Origin of the sequence: Streptomyces sp. NPDC006997 (genome assembly GCF_040635175.1) — a bacterium.
GTDB lineage: Bacteria > Actinomycetota > Actinomycetes > Streptomycetales > Streptomycetaceae > Streptomyces.
In genome coordinates this window covers 150,101-168,025 of sequence record NZ_JBEYHH010000019.1, presented here as the reverse complement: position 1 = coordinate 168,025, position 17,925 = coordinate 150,101, and the positions used below count along the sequence as shown (strand labels likewise).

22 protein-coding genes, 1 tRNA gene and 1 pseudogene are annotated in these 17,925 nt (G+C 68.6%); 17 read left to right on the top strand and 7 right to left on the bottom strand.

Annotated elements, in window-relative coordinates:
• Nucleotides 1-310 precede the first annotated feature (310 nt).
• Nucleotides 311-796: a hypothetical protein gene (locus ABZ659_RS20800; protein WP_360221896.1), complete on the top strand. Its 486-nt coding sequence runs from the start codon at nt 311-313 to the stop codon at nt 794-796.
• A 1,034-nt stretch (nt 797-1,830) separates the two neighbouring features.
• Here ABZ659_RS20800 and ABZ659_RS20795 read toward each other — a convergent pair.
• A complete protein-coding gene (locus ABZ659_RS20795; RefSeq protein WP_360221893.1) occupies nt 1,831-2,556 on the bottom strand; it encodes a hypothetical protein in 726 nt (241 codons plus the stop codon).
• Nucleotides 2,557-2,936: 380 nt separating this feature from the next.
• Nucleotides 2,937-4,034, bottom strand: coding sequence for a DUF1152 domain-containing protein (locus ABZ659_RS20790; protein ID WP_360221890.1), 1,098 nt, complete (start codon nt 4,032-4,034; stop codon nt 2,937-2,939).
• Between the two features lie 80 nt (nt 4,035-4,114).
• On the opposite strand from ABZ659_RS20790, the gene ABZ659_RS20785 reads away from it, so the two are divergent.
• The 13 genes and pseudogenes from ABZ659_RS20785 to ABZ659_RS20725 all read left to right on the top strand — a co-directional run bounded on the left by ABZ659_RS20785 (nt 4,115) and on the right by ABZ659_RS20725 (nt 12,612).
• Nucleotides 4,115-4,855, top strand: coding sequence for a GntR family transcriptional regulator (locus tag ABZ659_RS20785; RefSeq protein WP_210924146.1), 741 nt, complete (start codon nt 4,115-4,117; stop codon nt 4,853-4,855).
• A 276-nt stretch (nt 4,856-5,131) separates the two neighbouring features.
• Nucleotides 5,132-5,572 (top strand): ATP-binding protein, encoded by a 441-nt coding sequence (locus tag ABZ659_RS20780; protein WP_360221887.1) that lies wholly within the window; start codon nt 5,132-5,134, stop codon nt 5,570-5,572.
• An 89-nt stretch (nt 5,573-5,661) separates the two neighbouring features.
• Nucleotides 5,662-6,390, top strand: a complete 729-nt coding sequence (locus ABZ659_RS20775; RefSeq protein WP_360221884.1) for a GntR family transcriptional regulator — start codon at nt 5,662-5,664, stop codon at nt 6,388-6,390.
• A gap of 127 nt (nt 6,391-6,517) precedes the next feature.
• A complete protein-coding gene (locus ABZ659_RS20770; protein WP_210924143.1) occupies nt 6,518-6,868 on the top strand; it encodes a hypothetical protein in 351 nt (116 codons plus the stop codon).
• A 5-nt stretch (nt 6,869-6,873) separates the two neighbouring features.
• Nucleotides 6,874-8,247 carry an FtsK/SpoIIIE domain-containing protein gene (locus tag ABZ659_RS20765; protein WP_360221881.1) on the top strand — a complete coding sequence of 458 codons (1,374 nt, stop codon included), beginning with the start codon at nt 6,874-6,876 and terminating at the stop codon, nt 8,245-8,247.
• Between the two features lie 84 nt (nt 8,248-8,331).
• The gene (locus ABZ659_RS20760; RefSeq protein WP_360221878.1) at nt 8,332-8,925 is read left to right on the top strand and encodes a DUF2637 domain-containing protein; all 594 of its coding nucleotides are present in this window, start codon (nt 8,332-8,334) and stop codon (nt 8,923-8,925) included.
• 18 nt (nt 8,926-8,943) lie between these two features.
• Nucleotides 8,944-9,135, top strand: a complete 192-nt coding sequence (locus ABZ659_RS20755; RefSeq protein WP_360221875.1) for a hypothetical protein — start codon at nt 8,944-8,946, stop codon at nt 9,133-9,135.
• Nucleotides 9,135-9,326 (top strand): mobile element transfer protein, encoded by a 192-nt coding sequence (locus ABZ659_RS20750; RefSeq protein ID WP_360221872.1) that lies wholly within the window; start codon nt 9,135-9,137, stop codon nt 9,324-9,326. The genes ABZ659_RS20755 and ABZ659_RS20750 overlap by 1 nt, the downstream gene beginning before the upstream one ends.
• 9 nt (nt 9,327-9,335) lie before the next feature.
• Complete coding sequence (locus ABZ659_RS20745; protein WP_210924133.1) at nt 9,336-9,530, top strand: hypothetical protein; 195 nt, start codon at nt 9,336-9,338, stop codon at nt 9,528-9,530.
• Between the two features lie 11 nt (nt 9,531-9,541).
• Entirely contained in the window at nt 9,542-9,796 is a 255-nt protein-coding gene (locus ABZ659_RS20740) for a SpdD protein (RefSeq protein WP_360221868.1), read from the top strand.
• Between the two features lie 132 nt (nt 9,797-9,928).
• Entirely contained in the window at nt 9,929-11,230 is a 1,302-nt protein-coding gene (locus tag ABZ659_RS20735) for a replication initiator (protein WP_360221865.1), read from the top strand.
• Complete coding sequence (locus ABZ659_RS20730) at nt 11,227-11,442, top strand: excisionase family DNA-binding protein (RefSeq protein WP_360221862.1); 216 nt, start codon at nt 11,227-11,229, stop codon at nt 11,440-11,442. Before ABZ659_RS20735 ends, ABZ659_RS20730 begins: the two co-directional genes overlap by 4 nt.
• Nucleotides 11,442-12,612, top strand: a pseudogene (locus ABZ659_RS20725) (site-specific integrase). Before ABZ659_RS20730 ends, ABZ659_RS20725 begins: the two are co-directional and overlap by 1 nt.
• A 49-nt stretch (nt 12,613-12,661) precedes the next feature.
• On the opposite strand, the gene ABZ659_RS20720 reads toward ABZ659_RS20725, so the two are convergent.
• Nucleotides 12,662-12,735 (bottom strand) — tRNA-Gly (locus tag ABZ659_RS20720).
• 548 nt (nt 12,736-13,283) lie between these two features.
• Between ABZ659_RS20720 and dcd the strand changes: the two genes are divergently transcribed.
• Nucleotides 13,284-13,859, top strand: coding sequence for a dCTP deaminase (dcd, locus tag ABZ659_RS20715; RefSeq protein WP_360221859.1), 576 nt, complete (start codon nt 13,284-13,286; stop codon nt 13,857-13,859).
• A gap of 2 nt (nt 13,860-13,861) precedes the next feature.
• Entirely contained in the window at nt 13,862-14,350 is a 489-nt protein-coding gene (locus tag ABZ659_RS20710) for a phosphoribosyltransferase (protein ID WP_360221856.1), read from the top strand.
• 74 nt (nt 14,351-14,424) lie between these two features.
• On the opposite strand, the gene ABZ659_RS20705 is transcribed toward ABZ659_RS20710, so the two are convergent.
• Entirely contained in the window at nt 14,425-15,441 is a 1,017-nt protein-coding gene (locus ABZ659_RS20705) for a Yip1 family protein (protein WP_360221853.1), read from the bottom strand.
• Nucleotides 15,442-15,618: 177 nt separating this feature from the next.
• Here ABZ659_RS20705 and ABZ659_RS20700 point away from each other — a divergent pair, with 177 nt between their 5' ends.
• A complete protein-coding gene (locus ABZ659_RS20700) occupies nt 15,619-15,957 on the top strand; it encodes an antibiotic biosynthesis monooxygenase (RefSeq protein WP_360221850.1) in 339 nt (112 codons plus the stop codon).
• Between the two features lie 107 nt (nt 15,958-16,064).
• Here ABZ659_RS20700 and ABZ659_RS20695 read toward each other — a convergent pair whose 3' ends face one another.
• From ABZ659_RS20695 to ABZ659_RS20685, 3 genes are read right to left on the bottom strand one after another with little or no spacing between them, the layout of a single operon-like run.
• The gene (locus tag ABZ659_RS20695; RefSeq protein ID WP_360221847.1) at nt 16,065-16,190 is read right to left on the bottom strand and encodes a hypothetical protein; all 126 of its coding nucleotides are present in this window, start codon (nt 16,188-16,190) and stop codon (nt 16,065-16,067) included.
• Entirely contained in the window at nt 16,187-16,855 is a 669-nt protein-coding gene (locus tag ABZ659_RS20690) for an ATP-binding cassette domain-containing protein (RefSeq protein ID WP_360221844.1), read from the bottom strand. The genes ABZ659_RS20695 and ABZ659_RS20690 overlap by 4 nt, the downstream gene beginning before the upstream one ends.
• A 46-nt stretch (nt 16,856-16,901) precedes the next feature.
• Nucleotides 16,902-17,663 (bottom strand): hypothetical protein, encoded by a 762-nt coding sequence (locus tag ABZ659_RS20685; protein WP_360221841.1) that lies wholly within the window; start codon nt 17,661-17,663, stop codon nt 16,902-16,904.
• Between the last annotated feature and the right edge of the window lie 262 nt (nt 17,664-17,925).

Genomic DNA, 17,925 nt, shown 5'->3' with positions numbered 1-17,925 from the left:
TCGACATCCGCGCCCGCTATCTGCTCGATGGTGGTGTCGCTCATGAGGCGTCTCCTTGATCATCGGATCCGCCGATCATTGAACACTCCCGACCCGATGGGTCGCACCTGGCTCTTCGTCCCGAAGCAACTTGGGCGGAGGCTCGACCTGCGGCGAGTGCGCCATTCACCTGCGGCCATGGTCCGCGGGCTTCCGTGCTCGTCCGCCGCTGTCCGTCGGCGTTGTCACGCAGTTAGACACTCACCGCCCGATCGCACGATGCCGCACAGCCGTGGCCGGGTCTGGGGCTGGCCCAGTAGAGAATGGCATAGTGGACGTAGCTGCGGAACTGTGCGCTCTTACGGGCTCTCTGTCGCGAGAAGACGGGGTCTTCGGACGTGTCGTCGACGAGGCCGGCGGATCCGTTCCGGAAATCGTTCGCCAAGTGGCCGCCGAGGCCGAAGAGGCTTGGAAGCAGTACGCAGTGGAAGGTGCAGTCGGCCCGGACACACCAGTAGAAGTCGACGACGCACTCTTGCAGATCGACGCTGAGCGCGCAGCGGAGCTCTTGACCTACTTGGCGACCTATGACCTCGTGTTCCCGGGCTCAGGACGCCGAGACCGCGCCCACGCCCGTAGAGCAGCGGAACGTGTTGTTCGCTTGCTGGGCTACGAGACCGCTTGGTACACGAACATCATCGACCTCTCGCTCGGAGCACGGGCATGGAACCCGGTCACCCGGCATACCTTCGATGGGGTTGTTGCGGGGAACGGCGGGTCCTTCACCGTGGTGTTGCTACAGGTGGGCGAGGACTGAGCCCCCCTAGCACTCTGCCGCTGCCGTGTCAGCCGCGGCGTTGTGCGAGCACCGCTTTAGGAGTTCGATCCGAGCCCGCTACGACTGGGGCCAACGACTGGTGTGACGGCCGGACAGAGTCGCTGGTGTACGCCCTTGTCCGGCGTCGTTGATGTCAGCTGTGGATGTCAGAAGGCTTCTGATCCGTAGCTCTACAGAGATCGGTCGTTGAAGGTCATACAGGCCGCCGGGAGGCCGATGAGGGCCTCGGTTGGGTGCTGCCGGTTGCTGGGGTTGCTGTACTTCGCTGCTGTACAGCACGATCCTGGTCAGGGGTGAGGCCATGGAGCGGGATCGAATCGAACAGTTGCTGGGGGGTGACGACGAAACGTCGGCGGCTGCTCGAGCTGCGCTCCGTGCTGGCGCTTCTTACATTGTGTGGGACGGCACGACGTCCGCCGAGTCACTCGCCCGAATCTACGGACGCTGCCTCAGGCACACCCTCCGGAAGGGCATCGAGACGACCGGCCTGGAGCAGGCCGTGCACCGCCTCGATCGACACGGCCGACCGGTTCGACTGGGCCAGGTCAGGGCTGCTGACGGATCGTGGGTCTTCATGCTGTTCCTCGACCAGGACGGCAACGCTCTGGTGGCATGCACCGGCGTTCGGCAGACCCCACCCGAGCCCTGACATCCCACGGCCCGATGCCTGTCGGAGCTTCGGCGCCTCCAACACGCTTTCCAACTGTGGTGGTGGGGGCACGGGGTGTGTGCGGGGGCGTTCACCTGCGTTCATGGGCGGCCCGTTCGTGGGCTGCAGCCGACTCGTGGTCTTGCCTGAACGGCCCTGAACGGGGCTGAATGAGACGGAAACTGAGACGGGGACCGCCCTCCGGCCTCACTGGTTGCGACAGCCCACGCTGTCACGCGGTGCGGGTCGACGCCTTCGGGCGCGTTGCCGCGCAACAGTCGGTACGTATCCCAATCCACGGATCACCTCGATGGGCAAGGCCGCTGTCGGCCGCATTACTCTACGATCGGACCGCTCATCTACGTCACAAGGAATCTCGCCTGATCCACTCGTCGTCAATCCATAGATATTCAGTGAACCCATCGGTTCCGTACGTAACGAACGGAGCGCCATCATCGTCGATACGAATTACCTCACGCTTACCGTCAACTAGAATCGGCAGTTCAAGGTGCCATTTATGGCGACCCTCACCAGCTGAGGCGAAAAGGTAGAACTGTTCAGTCTCACCTTTATCCAACGCGAGGCTTAGCGACTGCATTGGCTCGCCATCGGCTCCTACCCACCTGGTCGTACCCGAGTCAAGGTCCACTTGAATTCGGCGAGGTTCGACAGCGGCACCACCCGCCCGGCAGGTAACTACAACACCTTTTGGCGGTTTGCCGAGTGGGAGCTGCTCGAAGCGAAGTTTAGGCGGGTCGACAACAACGGTGGTCATCTCTCGACACGTCACAGTGATCTTGAGGTAGGTCATGGCGGCATCCGCTCCACCGATTCCCTTCGCCCACATTGACCAATCCGTTGGATGCTGCGGTGCACCTGCAGGAAGTTCTGGTAGCCAAGCTGACGCAGCAATCCAGTTAGGGAATCCAGCCCAGGCAATGGAAGGATCCTTCTCGACATGGACGCTTACCGCTTGAACTCTGTACCACCTTCGCGAGAGGGCCTCCAGTCGCTTCGATATGGGATGAATAATTACTGTCAAGAAAAGCATCAGCACCGCCGCCGTGAAAGCGGCGTAGAACTTGTCCAAGTTGGCCTCCCCCTCTGCATATCTACTGGCGCTGGAGGGTAGCAGCAAGGTCGGTGGAGCGGCTTTGGGGTGGCGCTGCTTTGGCGCGAGTGATCATGGCCCCGTAAGCTTTCGGCGCGTCGGGCAGGTAGTGGACCTGCCTAAAGCACGACGTTGGGGCCGTGATCTTCGAGGCTCGCGCCAAAGTGGCTCCGTAAAGCCGTGGAGCCGACCGTCCCAGCCACGACGTACCCCTTCAACGGCAAGTGGCTGATTGCTGTGCGCGCGGCATGGACACCGGCCGGGCTGGAGCGGGGCGGAGACAGGAGCGCAGGCCCGGCCGAGGGCCGGGCCGCGCGCGGTGAGCGGAGCGAGCCGCCTTGAACCCGTGAAGAAAGTTGTTACTCAGGCGTGGTTGTGATGCGCCACAAGGGTGCGTCGTATTGCTCTGGGCGGCTGTTGATCAGTAGCTCGCGTAGGTCTTGGCGCTGGGTGCCGTTGAGGTTCAGGGCCTCGGTGAGGTGGCGGAACGTCGTGTGGGTGACTCCGCGGCTGCGGGCCTCGGCCTCGAAATCGTCCAGCCTGACCAAAACCGTCTCCGGGTTCAGGTCCAACGGTGCCTGTTCGGTGAGCCATGCCGCCTTGTTGCGTTCGTAGTCGATCTCGGAGTAGCCGCAGATTTCGCGGCTGTGTGCTTCCGCCTCGGAGAGATTGGCGGTGTGCAGGATCGCGCGGGCCAGCTGGTTGCGGCTCAGGGCCTCGTCCATGTCGGCCTCGTGGACTGCCGGGCCTTCGGCTGTCAGGGGTACGGGTAGTCCTGCGTCGCGTACCTCGCAGGTGCCTCGTACTCCTCGTGCCGTCGCTGCGAGCATCGCGGTGGCTTCGGAGGGGTGCCACTCCAGGACTGAGCTGATGGGGTCCACGTCTTTCGCCGTGAAGGTGTGGGTCGCCGGGCCGACTGCGTCGAGTACGTCTTCGGGCGGCAACTCGCCGTCCAGGCCTGGGCCTGCCACTAGGAGGCGGACCGGGGCGTTCACCTGGCAGCACGCGGCCAGTGTGAGGGCGTCGGCGAGCGGGCTCTTGAGGGTTGGTTCGTCGCCTCGGGCCAGGATGTCGCCGCCTACGTCCAGGAGGTCGATGGACGTTGGCGCCAAGTGCTCCACCAGCTCCTCCAGTTGGCGTGTGATGCCCTGGGCGCCTTGGTGCGGGTCGATCAGTGCGAAGGTGTGGGGGAGTTCCGCGGCCAGGCGGGGGAGCGTGGAGCCTGCTGGTGCGATTGGGCGGGCCTCGGCTGGGACTGTCCATACCGCTGGGGTGAGCTGTTCGAGGCCAGTGAAGTCCTGTGGGCCTCGTGGGCCTGGGATCGGGTCAATCAGGAGGCGGTCCCATGCGTACGTGAGGATCACCGCTTGGTCCTCGTCGCCGTAGAGGGCGGCGTGAAGCATTGCGGCGGCGACCGCGTCGCCCCCTCCTCCTGCTGCGACGATCAACCGCGTCATGCGGTCAGCCTACGGGGTCGGGCATTGGCCATTCACCCTATAGTGGCTAGAGGCCATAGCCACTTGGACAAGGAGGGCGGATGCCCCAGATTGAGGAGGCTCAGCCGAAGTATCTCCAGATCGCGCACTACATCCGCGATCAGATCCTTCGGGGCGACCTGCGGCCGGGCGACGAGGTGCCGTCGGAACGGCAGCTCGCCGCGACCTGGAAGGTATCCCGGCCCACGGCTGCACGGTCGCTTGAGGCGCTGAGTCACCAGGGCTTGGTCGAGAAGCGTCAGGGGTCGGGCACGTACGTGCGGAGTCTGGAAGTCAACAGGCGCGCACGCGAGTTGTACGGGCGCGCTCGGCAGACGGGGAAGATCTACACGCCCGGCGAGTACGCGGTCATCACCTCGGCGGGGTGGCTGGAGGCTCCGGACTATGTCGCTGAGGCGTTGGGGCTGGCCAAGGACCGGCAAGCGGTGCATCGGCGACGGGTGACCAACAACCAGGACGGGCCCATCACGCTCTCCACCTCTTGGTTCGCCCCGGACGTCGGGCAGCGGGCGCCGAAGCTCACCGACCCTGAGCGCATCCAAGAGGGCACGCTGATGTACGTGGAGAAGATGACCGGGCGGCAGGGGAGTTACGCCGAGGATCGGATGTGCGCCCGGCAGGCCACCGAGGAGGAGGCGGCCGACCTTCGGCTTGAACCCGGCTCGGCAGTCCTGGTCGTCCATCACGTCGTCTACGACCTTCAGGACCGGCCGTTGGAGTTCGCCGAAGCGACTTACCCGCCCCACCGGTGGGCCTTCGAGCAGGGGTACCCGCTCACCTGATGGGTTGTCAGTTGAGGCTTACCGCTTGCATTCCGCAAGTGGCCAATGCCACTATCCAGTAAGTGGCTAAGGCCACTTACTGGAAGGGGGCACGGCGTGATGAGTCAGCGGCCGGATGGGGGCGCGCAGTCCACTTGCCGGGGATGCCGGGGGCGCGGTTGGAAGCGCGTCGGCTCCCGTACGGCTCTGGCGCTGTCCACGGCCAATGATCGTGCCCGTGCCACATCGAAGCGGCGCTGCCTGGACTGCGACGGCAGCGGCAAGGAGTGAGCACGGATGGGCAACATCCCCGCGGCCCGCAACGGGCCCAGCGACTCGGTACCCCTCGGAGCGATGACCTTGCACCCTCTGCCGGAATCGGTGCCGCTGGCTCGGCGGTGGTTCCGGAAGTTCATCGCGCCGTACGATCCCGCCTGCTCGGTCGACGACTGCGCCTTGATGATCTCGGAGTTGGTCACCAATGCCATCGTCTATGGCCGGGCGGATGAGACGTGGGTTGTGCGTGTCGAGTGGTTCCGCAGGGGTGCTTCACTGCGGGTAGGCGTGCACAATCCCGGCTTCCCGGCGAGCGTGCGGATGCGACGCCCGGATGCCAATGACGCGCACGGGCGCGGGCTGCTCCTCGTGGATGCCCTCGCCGAGTCCTGGTACGCGGGCCCCAGTCGCTTCGGCGGCACCTTGGTCTCCTTCGAGATGGCCGATGCCTGGCCGTCTTGAGGGCAATACGCTCCGCTTCTACAGCGGCGGGGGAGTGGCCGCTAGTCTGGTTGACCAGTTGACTTGGCCAATCTCGACGGGCGGCGTTCATGGCGTATGAAGTGGAGGCACCGAAGTACGTGCGCCTCGCGCAGACGATCCAGCGTCGCATCGAGGACGGTACGTACCCGCCGGGCACCCGGGTCCCCAGTGAGAACCAACTGGTGCAAGCCTTCGGCATGTCCCGCCCGACTGTCGTGCGGGCGCTCGATCTGCTGAAGCGGGATGGCTGGCTGGAGTCGAGGCAGGGCTACGGGACCATCGTCCGGGGCCGTCCTGAAGTCGTCGAGCAGAAGGATCGTCGGGGGCGTGAGGCGCTGGAGCGTGACGAGTCACGGGCTTCCGGGCGCCTGGTCGAGGCCGGTCGTGTGCCGGTTCCGGCTCGCGTAGCTTCGATGCTGGGGTTGCCCAAGAAGGCTCATGTCCTCATGCGGCGTTTTCTCGTTGAGGCCGACGGCGAACCTGCTGAGCTGGTCTCGTCGTACTTCCCCGCCGATCTGGCTGAGGGTACCGACCTTGGCGCCTCTGAAGTCCTGAGCGGCAGTGCGCGTGAGCATCTGGAGGCGCGCAGGAAGGTGCGCTTCGATCACGTCACGGAACGGGTCTCCGCTCGTCTGCCCAGTAGCGATGAAGCCGCTCTCCTGGAGCTGCCGGACGCCGTGCCGGTGCTGAGTGTGCTGGTCGTCGCGCTCGACGCGTCCGGGCAGGCACTGCAAGTCGCTGACGTGGTCCTTCCAGGGGACCGGCAGGAACTTGAAGACACCTATCGCTTGAACTGACCTTCGGTCGGGGCCAGTTCGCCAACAAGCTCACTTGACAAGTCAACCTGGCATCTCTAGCTTCAAACTTGCTAAGTCAACCTGTCAGGTGGCGGGTTGATCACCTGTCCAAGAAGGAGAGTTACCTGTGCGTGTGATCCGCATCGACGCCTCGGCCGCGACGATCCTGCTCACCGAGGCCCCGGCGCCCAAGGTGCGCGACCGGCAGACCGGTGAGATCGCCAAGGACGCCGTGAGCGGTGAGGCCCTGATGACGGTCGGCGTCGTCTACATCGACGAGGGTGAGTCGTCGCTGATCCAGGTCACCATCCCCGAGAGCGGTGTCACGGACGGGCTGACCGTCGGTGCTCCGGTCTCGCTGCCGGGCCTTGTGGCTCGGCCGTGGGAGAGCGTGTTCAACGGCCAGCAGCGGCACGGCATCGCCTACCGCGCTACGGCCGTGATGCCCGGCGCCTTCCCGATGGCTCAGGCGGGCTGACTGTCATGACCGACCTGGTGACATGGGCCGAGCTGGGCGGGTCGCTCGCTGCGATAAGCGGTGCGGCCTACGCCCGGCACGCCCACCCGGCGGCGTACTGGTCGACGGTCGGACTGCCCGTTTCCGTGGTCCGCCTGCTGGCCTCGTACTCCTCGACCATGGAAGCGTGCGGCCTCACGGTCGAGCCGTCGCGCTGGCGGGCGCTGGCGGTCAAGGCGGCCACACGGCGAGAGGTTCGGCCCGTACCTCCTCGCCGGGGCCTGATTCGGCCCACCACGACCGGACTGCGGTTACGGCTGCGGCTCGCCCCCGGCCAGGAACCTGCGGACGTCGCGGCCTCGGCCGAACGGCTGCGGCACGCCTGGGGTGTCCACGCCGTGTACGTGCGGGACGTCAAGCCCGGAGTCGTGGAGCTGCGGCTCGTCGGCTTCGATGTGCTCCGCAAGGTACGGATGCCTCGCCGGGTCCCTGGTGGCCCACTCCGGGTGCCGGTGGCGCTGCGGGAGGACTCGACCGCGTTCGTCCGCGACTACCACGCCGTACCTCACGAACTCGTCCTCGGCGCCACGCTGTCCGGCAAGTCCATGTACCTGCGCAACCTGCTCACCGGGCTCGCCGTCCAACCGGTGGTCCTGGTCGGCATCGACTGCAAGCGCGGTGTCGAGCTGGCACCGTTCGCTCCTCGACTGTCGGCGCTGGCGACCGATGCCGATCAGGCGGCCGAGCTGCTGCCCGTGCTCGTGAGGGAAATGGAGGACCGGTACGACCTGATCAAGGCTCGGCAGGGCCTCGCACCCGGCACCCCGGACGAGCAGATCACCTCCGATATCTGGGGGCTGCGGGAGTCCGAACGCCCTTACCCCCTCGTGTTGTTCATCGACGAGGTGGCGGAACTGTTCCTCGTCGCCACCCGGAAGGAGGAAGAACGGCGGGACGAGATGGTGACCCAGCTCATCCGCCTCGCTCAGCTCGGCCGGGCCGCCGGGATCTACCTGGAGGTCTGCGGACAGCGGTTCGGCGCCGAGCTGGGCAAGGGCGCGACCATGCTCCGTGCTCAGCTCACGGGCCGGGTGTGTCACCGCGTCAACGACGAAGCCTCCGCCAAGATGGCGCTCGGGGACATTGCCCCTGAGGCGGTCTTCGCCGCCTGTGCCATCGCCGCCGAGCTGCCCGGTCTCGCCGTCGTCGGGGACACCTCTGGCGGCTGGTCCCGCATCCGTACCCCGCATCTCTCCCTCGCCGACGCTGCGGCCACCTGCCGTGAGACGGCCCACCTCGCGCCCGACGTACCGGCGCTCACGCCCTTCCGGCCGTACGTCCCGCCAGTGCCCGTGAAGAACTCCGGGACTGTAGCCACTCCCCGCCCGGTCACCGAGTAGCCGTACCCGCTTCCCACGGTCGGCGCGGCCGTCCCGCGCCAAGTCCCTACCCCCTCCATGCCCGAATCCGGAAGGAGTGGCGCCGTGCGTGCCCTGCCCGTCCGCGTTGACGCCGTGCTCGTCCAAGCGCTGATCGCCGCCGCGCTGTCCTTCGCTCACCTGCACGACCTGGCTTCCGCTGCCGGACAGCACGGATGGAAGGCCTGGGCCTATCCGGTCTCCGTCGACCTGCTGATGGTGGCCGCATGGCGGCGACTCCGCTCCGGCGGAGCGAAAGCGGCCGGGTGGTGCTGGTTCATCGTCGCCCTGACCGCCTCGCTCGGCGCCAACGTCGCCACCGCCGGGCTGCTCGACCTGAACGACGTACCGGCCTGGCTGCGGATCGTCGTCGCCGGGTGGCCCGCCATCGCCTTCCTGGGCGGGACGCTCCTCGCTCACGGCGGGGTTCGGGAGCAACCGGCCGCGCCTGCGTCATCGACCGCCACTGAAGAACCGTCGCCCCCCGACTCGGCTCCGCCCGCGGCGGCTCCCGTTCCGCCCGCCCTCGTCGCCCTCGCGCGCAAGGTCGCGGACGACCACCGCGCCCGGACCGGCGCCCCCATCGACACCGCGACCCTTCGCAACCGCCTCGGCGTCCCGCTGCCGCTCGCCGAAGCCATCGCAGCTCAACTCATCTGACCCGGAGGGCTCTCCACCGTGCGACCGTCCACGCTCCGCGCGCTGAAGCGCGCAGCCGAGCTGACCCGACAGAACCGCCTCACCGAAGCCGTGCTCATCGCCGAACCGGTGATCCTCGCCGCCGACAGCTACGAGGGTGACGAGATCTTGCGCTGGCTGGCCGAGCACGTCACCGACTTCACCGGCGAAACCGACAAGGAGGTGCACTGATGCCCGCCAGCCGTCGCTTCCGGCGCGTCGTCCGGATCGGCCCCGTGCAGGTCGCCACCTACTACGACGGCCGTGGCCGCGAGAAGCACACCGCCGCCTGTACGGCCCCGCGCTGCGGCTTCTCGACCGACTACGACAGCCGTGCCGCCGCCGAGCTGGCCGCCCGTACCCACCGCTGCGCCGTCCGCTGAGGAGATCCCGTGACCGTCTCTCTGCCGCTGGTCTTCGTCCTGGGCGTCATCGCCTGGGCCGCGATCAAGTTCCTCGGCGTCCGTCTCTGGGTGGCCGTCGTCATCGCCCTATTTGGCTTCTGGCTCTCCCACACCTTCCTGGCCCCGGCTGTCGAGTCCGGCACCCGGTCCGGGGTCGACGTCATCAACGGCACGAACGAGTGAGGAGTCCCGTCATGTTCCGTCCCAAGCTGCCCGACGCACCCCAGGTGCCGGTGGCCCCGACCACACAGCGGTTCCACGCCCCCGCCGCGTCCGCTGACCGTTCGGCTGCCCCGTACGTGGGGGCCGGGGTCGGTGCGGTCGCCGCCCTGGTCGTCGTCGGCGTCGTCCTCACCGCGCTCCTGGCGGCGGTCGCCGTCTCGGCCGTGTCCGTGGCCATCGCCGCCGTGGTCCTGCGGTCCCTCGTCAACGGCGCCAACAAGCGCTGACCGGCCGCCGGGGCGGCAACAACGCCGCCAAGCATCCCGCCGCCCCGGGGCCGTCCCTCCCGACCACCGAAACAGCCGAAAGGAACTCCCATCATCACCCGGCAGACTCCGCCCCCGCTGGCGGAACTCTCCATGCTGGCCTCCCTCGGCACCCTCCCCGAGCTGGCCCGCCAACTGCCCGGCCTGGGCGGCTGCACCCGCCCGGTACGCCTCGACGGCCACCGCACCGCGTACGCCGTCGACACGACGACCGGTGAGGTCGGGCGCGTCCTGCACCACCTGGACTCGAACGCCCTCCCCGCCGGGAACCTTCTCGTCCGCTGCAACAACCGCCGTGCCACCCGCTGCGCGGCCTGCGCGGAGGTCTACCGCCGCGACACCTTCCACCTGATCACCGCCGGACTGCGCGGCGGCAAAGGCACCCCGGAACAGGTCGGCACGCACCCGCGCGTCTTCGCCACCTTCACCGCGCCGAGCTTCGGCCCGGTCCACAACCGCCCCTCCAGCGGGCGGCCCTGCCGCTGCGGTGTTCGGCACGACGCCACAGACCCGGCCCTCGGCACGCCCCTCGATCCGGACACGTACGACTACGAAGCGGCCGTGCTCTGGAACGCGCACGGCGGGGCCCTGTGGCGTCGGTTCTCCATTTACCTGCGTCGTGAGGTCGCCAAGCGCGCGGGCCTCACGCAACGGGCCTTCCGCGACCACGCCCGCGTCTCCTTCGCCAAGGTCGCCGAGTACCAGAAGCGCGGGGCCGTCCACTTCCACGCGGTCATCCGACTCGACGGTCCTGAGGGAGGCGACACCTCGCCCCCGGCCTGGGCCACGGCCGAGCTGCTGGGCGACGCCATCCACGCCGCTGCCGCCGCCACCCGCGTCCACGGCCCGACCGTCGACGGCCGGACGCACTCCTTCGTCTTCGGCCGTCAGCTCGACGTCCGCCCGATCCGCTCAGCCGACTTCGACGACGGCCAGGAGCTGACCGAGCGAGCCGTAGCGGCGTACATCGCCAAGTACGCCACCAAGGGCGCCGAGACCGCGACCGGCACCCTTGACCGGCCGATCCGCTTCCTCGCCGAGCTGGCAGGGGCCCGGATCACCGACCACGCCCGCCGCATGATCCGAACCGCCTGGACCCTCGGCGCACGCCCCGAACTGGCAGACCTCCGCCTACGGGCCTGGGCGCACATGCTCGGCTTCCGCGGCCACTTCTCCACCAAGTCCCGCCGCTACTCCACCACCCTCGGCGCACTCCGCGACGCCCGCGCCGAGTGGCGCCGCACGCAGGCGGCCCCGCCCGAACCCCAGGACGGCGAAACCACGCTCGTCCTCGCTCACTGGGTCTTCGCCGGAACGGGCCTCAGCGCGGGCGAAACCTGGCTGGCCGCATCCCTCGAACCCGCTCCCGGAACGGAAGGAGAGCCGACCACATGAACGACCGCTACCTGTCCGTCGACCAGGTCGCCGAGCTGCTGGGCACGACGGTCCGCTTCCCCCGGCGGCTCATCGAGGAGCGGCGCATTCGGTACGTCAAGGTCGGCCGACACGTCCGTATCCCCGAGAGCGCCCTTCGCGACTACCTCGCCTCTCGCACCGTGGAGCCGCTGCGGCGGCCTCGGTCTCGCTTCGGGAGGGCTGCTGCCTGATGGCCAACAGCAAGGGCAGGCGCCGCCGTTTCGGCGCGATCAGGCGACTTCCGTCCGGCCGGTACCAGGCGCGCTATCCGGGCCCTGACGGCGTGATGCGTCCGGCTCCTGTCACCTTCGAGACGACGGCGGACGCCGACGACTGGCTTGCCGAGAAACAGACCGAGATCCGGCGGGGAGAGTGGCGCGACCCGGACGCAGGCGCGGTGCGCTTCCGGGCCTACGCCGACAAGTGGGTGGACGAGCGGGAACTTGCGCCGCTCACGCGCGACCTCTACCGCTACCTACTCGACAAGCACTTGTTCGCCTTCGCTGACGTGGACTTGGACGAGATCACCGCTCCGCGCGTCCGGGAGTGGCGGGCCGATCGGCTGCGGGCCACGAACGCCAAGACGATGACGGCAAAGGCGTACCGGCTCCTCAAAGCCATCATGGAAACGGCCGTGGATGACGAGCTGATCACCCGCAACCCATGCCGGATCAAGGGCGCGGGGAAGGAGAAGGCGGCTGAGCGGCGCATCGCGACCGTCGCCCAGGTCGATGCCCTCGCCGAAGCGGTGGGGATGCGGTGGCGGCTCATGGTCTACCTCGGCGCGTACGGTCCGATGCGTCCGGAGGAGCTGGCGGGCCTCCGACGCCGAGACATCGACCTCGACAACCGTCGAGTCCGCGTGCGCCTCGCCGAGCCCGAGCGGATGAACGGGCGACGCGTCCAGGGCGACACCAAGTCGGAGGCGGGCACCCGGACTGTGATTCTTCCCGTGTTCCTCCGCCGGGAGCTGCGCTGGCATCTGGAGAGCTACGCCGAGCCAGGCCCGGACGGGCTGGTCTTCGTCAGGGGAGAAGGGTGCTCCGTTCCGGCGCAGCACCTTCGGGCGGAGATGGCGGCGGGCGCGGGAGGTCGTGGGGATGCCTGAGGGCTTCCGGTTCTACGACCTTCGGCACACCGGGCACACGCTCTCCACGCGCTCCGGTGCCACGCTCAAGGACACCATGGTCCGGGCCGGGCAGTCCTCGGAGAAGGCGGCGCTGATCTACCAGCACTCCGACGACGAGCGTCAGGAAGAGGTCGCCGCCGGGCTGGACGCGACCGTGCGGAAGGCTCGGGCTGGGGCAAGGAAGAAGGGGCCCGAGCGGCCTTCTGGCACGGATCTGGCACGCGACCGCTGATCACCACGGACAGCAAAAAGGCCCGGGTCTCTGACCTGGGCCTTAATCATGGAGCGGGTGACGAGAATCGAACTCGCGCTCTCAGCTTGGGAAGCTGATGTTCTACCATTAAACTACACCCGCGTAAGACGCCGACCGAGTCGGTGTCCGAATGCTCGCTCACTCTACCTCATGTCAGGCCCCCGGTGCTCAGGCCGTGGGGCCTGATGGTGTTTCAGAGGTGGGGTGGGGGCTGCGGGGGGCGGGAGTTGGGGCGTACGGTGGGGGTGTTCCGGGTGGGGGTCTTGGGGGTTCGCTGGCGTGGGCTTCGGGGGCTCGGTCGGGGGGTGCGGGAGTCGGAGTGCCGCCTGGAAGGGCGTTCGGTTCGTCCCGTAATGTGGGGGTTCGTCGTCACGGCAGTGGCAGCCAGACGCGGCTCTTGGGGAAGGGACTCTTGGACTTGATGGAGCGCACCGTCGTCCGTTGTGCCGATGGGCACGTGTTCAGCACCGCTTCGTTCCCGATGCAGCAGGCCGAGCGGCTTGGTCCTGGTCGGCTCATGCGTTGTCCGCGTTGTGCGCGGCTTCGCAGTGTCGTGCCGGTCAGCTTCGAGAAGCGGTAGCGAGCGGGAGCGGAAGGTCTGGCGCGGGTCCCTTGTGTGGGGGCCCGCGCCACTTGCGTATCCTCGGGGCGTGCTTCTCTCTGACAAGGACATCCGGGCCGAGATCGACGCCGGGCGGGTACGGATCGATCCCTACGACGAATCCATGGTGCAGCCGTCGAGCATCGACGTGCGGCTGGACCGGTATTTCCGGGTGTTCGAGAATCACCGGTACCCGCATATCGACCCCTCCGTGGAGCAGGTCGACCTGACGCGGCTGGTGGAGCCCGAGGGGGACGAGCCGTTCATTCTGCATCCCGGGGAGTTCGTTCTCGCCTCCACGTACGAAGTGATCTCGCTGCCTGATGATCTCGCCTCGCGGTTGGAGGGGAAGAGTTCCCTCGGGCGGCTCGGGCTCGTTACCCATTCCACCGCCGGGTTCATTGATCCGGGGTTCTCCGGGCACGTGACCTTGGAGTTGTCCAACCTCGCCACGCTCCCCATCAAGCTGTGGCCGGGGATGAAGATCGGGCAGCTGTGCATGTTCCGGCTCACTTCGCCCGCCGAGTCGCCGTACGGCAGTGAGCGGTACGGGTCGCGGTACCAGGGGCAGCGTGGGCCCACCGCGTCCCGGTCCTTCCTCAACTTCCACCGGACCCGGGTGTGAGCGTGCGCGAGAACCTCAGTTACGAGCAGTTCGGCGGCGCCGTAAGGGAGTTGGCGCAGGCCATCGCCGATGACGGATATGAGCCGGACCTGGTGTTGAGCATTGCCCGGGGTGGGGTTTTCGTCGCCGGCGGGCTTGCTTATGCGCTCGGGTGTAAGAACATCCATCTGGTGAACGTGGAGTTCTATACGGGGGTCGGGACCACTCTCGACATGCCCGTCATGCTTGCTCCCGTTCCCAATGTCGTTGATTTCTCGGAGAAGAAGGTTCTTATCGCCGACGACGTCGCCGATACCGGGAAGACGCTCAAGCTCGTGCGTGACTTCTGTCTCGACGCCGTCGCCGAGGTGCGTAGCGCCGTGATCTATGAGAAGTCCCACTCCCTCGTCCAGTGCGAGTACGTGTGGAAGCGGACCGACGAGTGGATCGACTTCCCGTGGTCCGTCGAGCCCCCTGTGGTGCGGCGGAGTGGGCAGGTCCTCGACGCCTGAGCGTGCGGGCAGCGTGAACAGAATGAAGGGAGGGTACCGGCCGGACGCCGGGGCCCTCCCTTCATACGGTGTGGTCAGAACGTGCCGAGCTTCACGATCGACAGCAGCGCGATCAGCTGGATCGCCGACGCGCCCAGCGCCTTCGGCCAGGGCAGGTCGTGGGAGCGGCTGACCATCAGGGTGAGGAGAGCGCCGCCCGCGACCCAGGTGGCCCAGCCGAGGATCTGGACGAAGGGCGCGTCGCCGCCGAGGAACATCGCGACGACCAGTCGGGGCGCGTCCGACAGGGACATGATCAGCATGGAGAGGCCGACCGTCGGCTGCCACGCCCCGTCGCCGCCCAGCTGGCGGGCCAGGGTGTGGGTGACCACGCCCAGGACGAAGGAGCTGATCACCATCGCGACCGCGGTGGTCAGGACGATCGGGACGGCGTTCGACAGCGTGGCGTTGATCGCGTCGTCGCGGGCGCCGTCGAAGCCGAAGACGGCCAGCAGGCCGTAGAGGAAGGTCACGACGAGGGCCGGGACCCACATCGTGTAGTCACGCATCCGGAGGAAGGTCTGGCTGGGCGACAGCACGATGCCGCGCAGCAGGTCCTTCCAGTGCAGCCGGGGGCCGACCGGGCCGGGCGGGGGCTGGTTCGCCGTGCCCGCGCGGTACGTCTCGCCCTGGGAGTACGGGTCCTCGCCGATCGAGAACGCCTGGGTGTGGCCCGGGTTGTTCGCCGCGTACGGGTCCGGGCCGACGGGGCCCCCGGCCGGTCCGTGCGGGTAGCCGCCGTCTCCGAAGTACTCCGGCTCTCCGTGAGCACCGCCATGCCCGCCGTGCCCGCCATGCCCGCCATGCCCGCCGTGGGCCCCATGACCGCCCTGGGCGCCGTAGCCCGGGGGCTGTGGGGCCGCGGGCGGGTAGCCGTACGACGGTCCCTGCGGCGCCTGCTGTCCGTACGGGGGGTGCGCTTGCGGGGCGCGGTCGTCCCTGCCGCCGCGTCCGATCCTGAATCCAGCCACGTCTTCGAACGTACCTGAGCCGGGAGATCGGTGTGCCGGGCCCTGGTGTACGGGCCCGGCTTTGCGGCCGAGCTGTGACATCCCCTAGGGGAACTCCGCGGTGGAGAACACCAGTACCCGGCGGACCCGCGACCAGGCTCCGCCCCACGACAACGCCCCAGCAACGACGCACGCGTTCGGGAAGCCTCGGCACCCCCGCGCCCGCGCCGACTGGGGTGTCCCGCCCGGTCCGGTGGGGGGAGCGGGCAGGATGGGGGCATGAGCGTAGTGAAGATCAACGTGCTGACCGTTCCCGCCGAGCAGCGGGAGGTGCTGGAGAAGCGGTTCGCCTCGCGTGCGCACGCCGTCGAGGGTTCCGACGGGTTCGAGTGGTTCGAGCTGCTGCGGCCGGTCGAGGGGACCGACCAGTACCTCGTCTACACGCGCTGGCGGGACGAGGCGGCGTTCCAGGCGTGGATGGAGGGGCCGATGAAGTCGGCCCACCAGGGCGGCAGCGCCCCGCAGGGCGGCGAGGGTGGCGGCGAGCGGCCGAAGCCCGCGGCGTCCGGGTCGACGCTCTGGTCCTTCGAGGTGGTCCAGCAGGCGTCCCCGAAGTAGTCCGGCGCCGGGGTGCCCCGCGGAGTGGGGCACCCCGGCGCTCGGCCTGAACGTGCTCAGACCACGTCAGACACCGTCAGACCACGTCAGACACTGTCAGACCGCCGTCAGAACACCGTCCCCCCGATCCGCCCCAGGATCGTGAACGTGTGCGTGCCGTACACCGCGAAGGCGGCGATCGTGGCGACGGTGAGGAGGCCGACGGGTACGGCCCGACCGAGTCGGATCTTCATGCGGGTTGCTTGCCTTTCGCTGGTACGGGTGAGGTCGTGCCGCCGACCGTCAGGACGGCGTCACAGCGGTCGCGTACGGCGTCGTCGTGGGTGGCGATGACGACGGCGCGGCCCTCCTCGCTCATCGCGCGGAGGACGTCGACGACGAGGGTGGTGTTGTCGTGGTCGAGCGCGCCCGTGGGTTCGTCGGCCAGGACGAGCGAGGGCTGCTTGACGAGGAGCCGGGCGAGGGCGACGCGCTGCTGCTCGCCGCCGCTGAGCCGGTGCACCCGCTCCTGCTCCCGTCCGGCCAGCCCGACCCGCTCCAGCGCCTCGGCGACGGTCGGTGCGCCCACCCGCTTCCGGCGGGGTCTCAGCGCGACATCGAGGTTGGCGGCGACGGTCGCGTTGTCGATCAGCGCGTAGCTCTGGAAGAGGTAGCCGAGGACGTCCCGCCGGTACAGCCGGGCGGCGCGCGGTCCGAAGCCGGTGATGTCCCGGCCCTCGTGGCGGATCGCCCCGGAGGTCGGGGTGTCGAGCAGGCCCGGGCAGTTGAGCAGGGTCGGCTTGCCGGAACCGCTCGGCCCGACCAGCGCGAGCAACTGCCCCGCGCGCACGGTGAAGTCGAGGCCGGACCAGAGGGTGCGCGGGCCGTAGGACTTGCTCAGGTTCTCGATCTCGATCACAGCGTGGCTCCCTGGGGACGGCGGGGGGTGCGGGTCGGGTGGGGGATCACGCCTCCGCCGCCCCTTCCTTCACGATCCGGCGGTGGAACACGGCCAGCGCGACCAGCACCGCGGCGACCTCCACGACGACGAGCGCGGTGTCGGCGGTGAGTCCGAGGCCGGTGATCTGGACGGGCTCGGCCGGTGGCTTGACGCCGTTGGCCCGGTACTCGGCCAGCTCCCTGTTCCGCCACCACACCTGGAACGGCACCCAGGCGGCGAGCAGCACGGCGAGCACCCCCTCCACGGCGAGCAGGGGCCGGTGGACGGCGGTGAAGCGCCAGCCGCTGAGGTGGCGGGCGAAGACGGCCTGCGCGTTCTTGCGGGAGTGCACGACGCACGCGCCCACCCCGGTGATCAGCAGGACCAGCACGGCCACGCCCAGGTTGAACAGCTGGAGCCGGAAGTCGGCGACGAGGTCGCGGAGCCTGAGGGCGGCGTTCTGGCCGACCGGGCTCATACCGGTGACGTACGTCTCCAGGTGGTGCTCCTCGATCCCGGCGGTGACGTCGTCGGGGTCCTTGAAGACCAGGCTCTGCTGGGAGGCGTAGGCGATGTAGCCCCGCTCGCTGAGGTACGGCGCCCCGTCCGGGTAGACGACGACCACCGGGTCGTCGGCGAAGGACTCGTCGGCGTCGGGGTTGGTGGCGGCCTGGAGGCGGCCGCGCGGGTTGTACGTGAACAGGCGCTGCCCGTCCCGGGTGGTGAGCGGGGTGATCCGGTCGGCGGGGACCCGCTGTGGCTCGCCCGGGTTGAGCAGTTCCGGCACGAGGGCGGCGAGGCGGTCGGTGTACGGCGTCAGCTCCGCCGGGACCAGCAGCCGGACCCGCGTGTCGTCGCCGGTCGTCGCGGGGAGGCGGTGGCCGGTGGCGTCCCGGACGGGCTGGGCGGCGAGGTAGGACTCGTTGACGATCAGCAGGTCACGGTCGGGCAGGTCGGCCAGGCCGCCCGCGTGCCGGAACCTGCGGTGCCCGGCGACGATGACCTGTCCGTCCCGGTCGGCCTCGCGGAGCCAGCCGCCAAGATCATTT

Bases quoted from the DNA above. Each gene is read 5' to 3' on its own strand.
- ABZ659_RS20790 (WP_360221890.1), bottom strand. From the start codon at position 4,034: ATGACGCGGTTGATCGTCGCAGCAGGAGGAGGGGGCGACGCGGTCGCC.
- ABZ659_RS20785 (WP_210924146.1), top strand. From the start codon at position 4,115: ATGCCCCAGATTGAGGAGGCTCAGCCGAAGTATCTCCAGATCGCGCAC.
- ABZ659_RS20780 (WP_360221887.1), top strand. From the start codon at position 5,132: ATGGGCAACATCCCCGCGGCCCGCAACGGGCCCAGCGACTCGGTACCC.
- ABZ659_RS20775 (WP_360221884.1), top strand. From the start codon at position 5,662: ATGGCGTATGAAGTGGAGGCACCGAAGTACGTGCGCCTCGCGCAGACG.
- ABZ659_RS20765 (WP_360221881.1), top strand. From the start codon at position 6,874: ATGACCGACCTGGTGACATGGGCCGAGCTGGGCGGGTCGCTCGCTGCG.
- ABZ659_RS20750 (WP_360221872.1), top strand. From the start codon at position 9,135: ATGCCCGCCAGCCGTCGCTTCCGGCGCGTCGTCCGGATCGGCCCCGTG.
- ABZ659_RS20740 (WP_360221868.1), top strand. From the start codon at position 9,542: ATGTTCCGTCCCAAGCTGCCCGACGCACCCCAGGTGCCGGTGGCCCCG.
- ABZ659_RS20735 (WP_360221865.1), top strand. From the start codon at position 9,929: ATGCTGGCCTCCCTCGGCACCCTCCCCGAGCTGGCCCGCCAACTGCCC.
- ABZ659_RS20730 (WP_360221862.1), top strand. From the start codon at position 11,227: ATGAACGACCGCTACCTGTCCGTCGACCAGGTCGCCGAGCTGCTGGGC.
- ABZ659_RS20705 (WP_360221853.1), bottom strand. From the start codon at position 15,441: ATGTCACAGCTCGGCCGCAAAGCCGGGCCCGTACACCAGGGCCCGGCA.
- ABZ659_RS20700 (WP_360221850.1), top strand. From the start codon at position 15,619: ATGAGCGTAGTGAAGATCAACGTGCTGACCGTTCCCGCCGAGCAGCGG.
- ABZ659_RS20695 (WP_360221847.1), bottom strand. From the start codon at position 16,190: ATGAAGATCCGACTCGGTCGGGCCGTACCCGTCGGCCTCCTCACCGTC.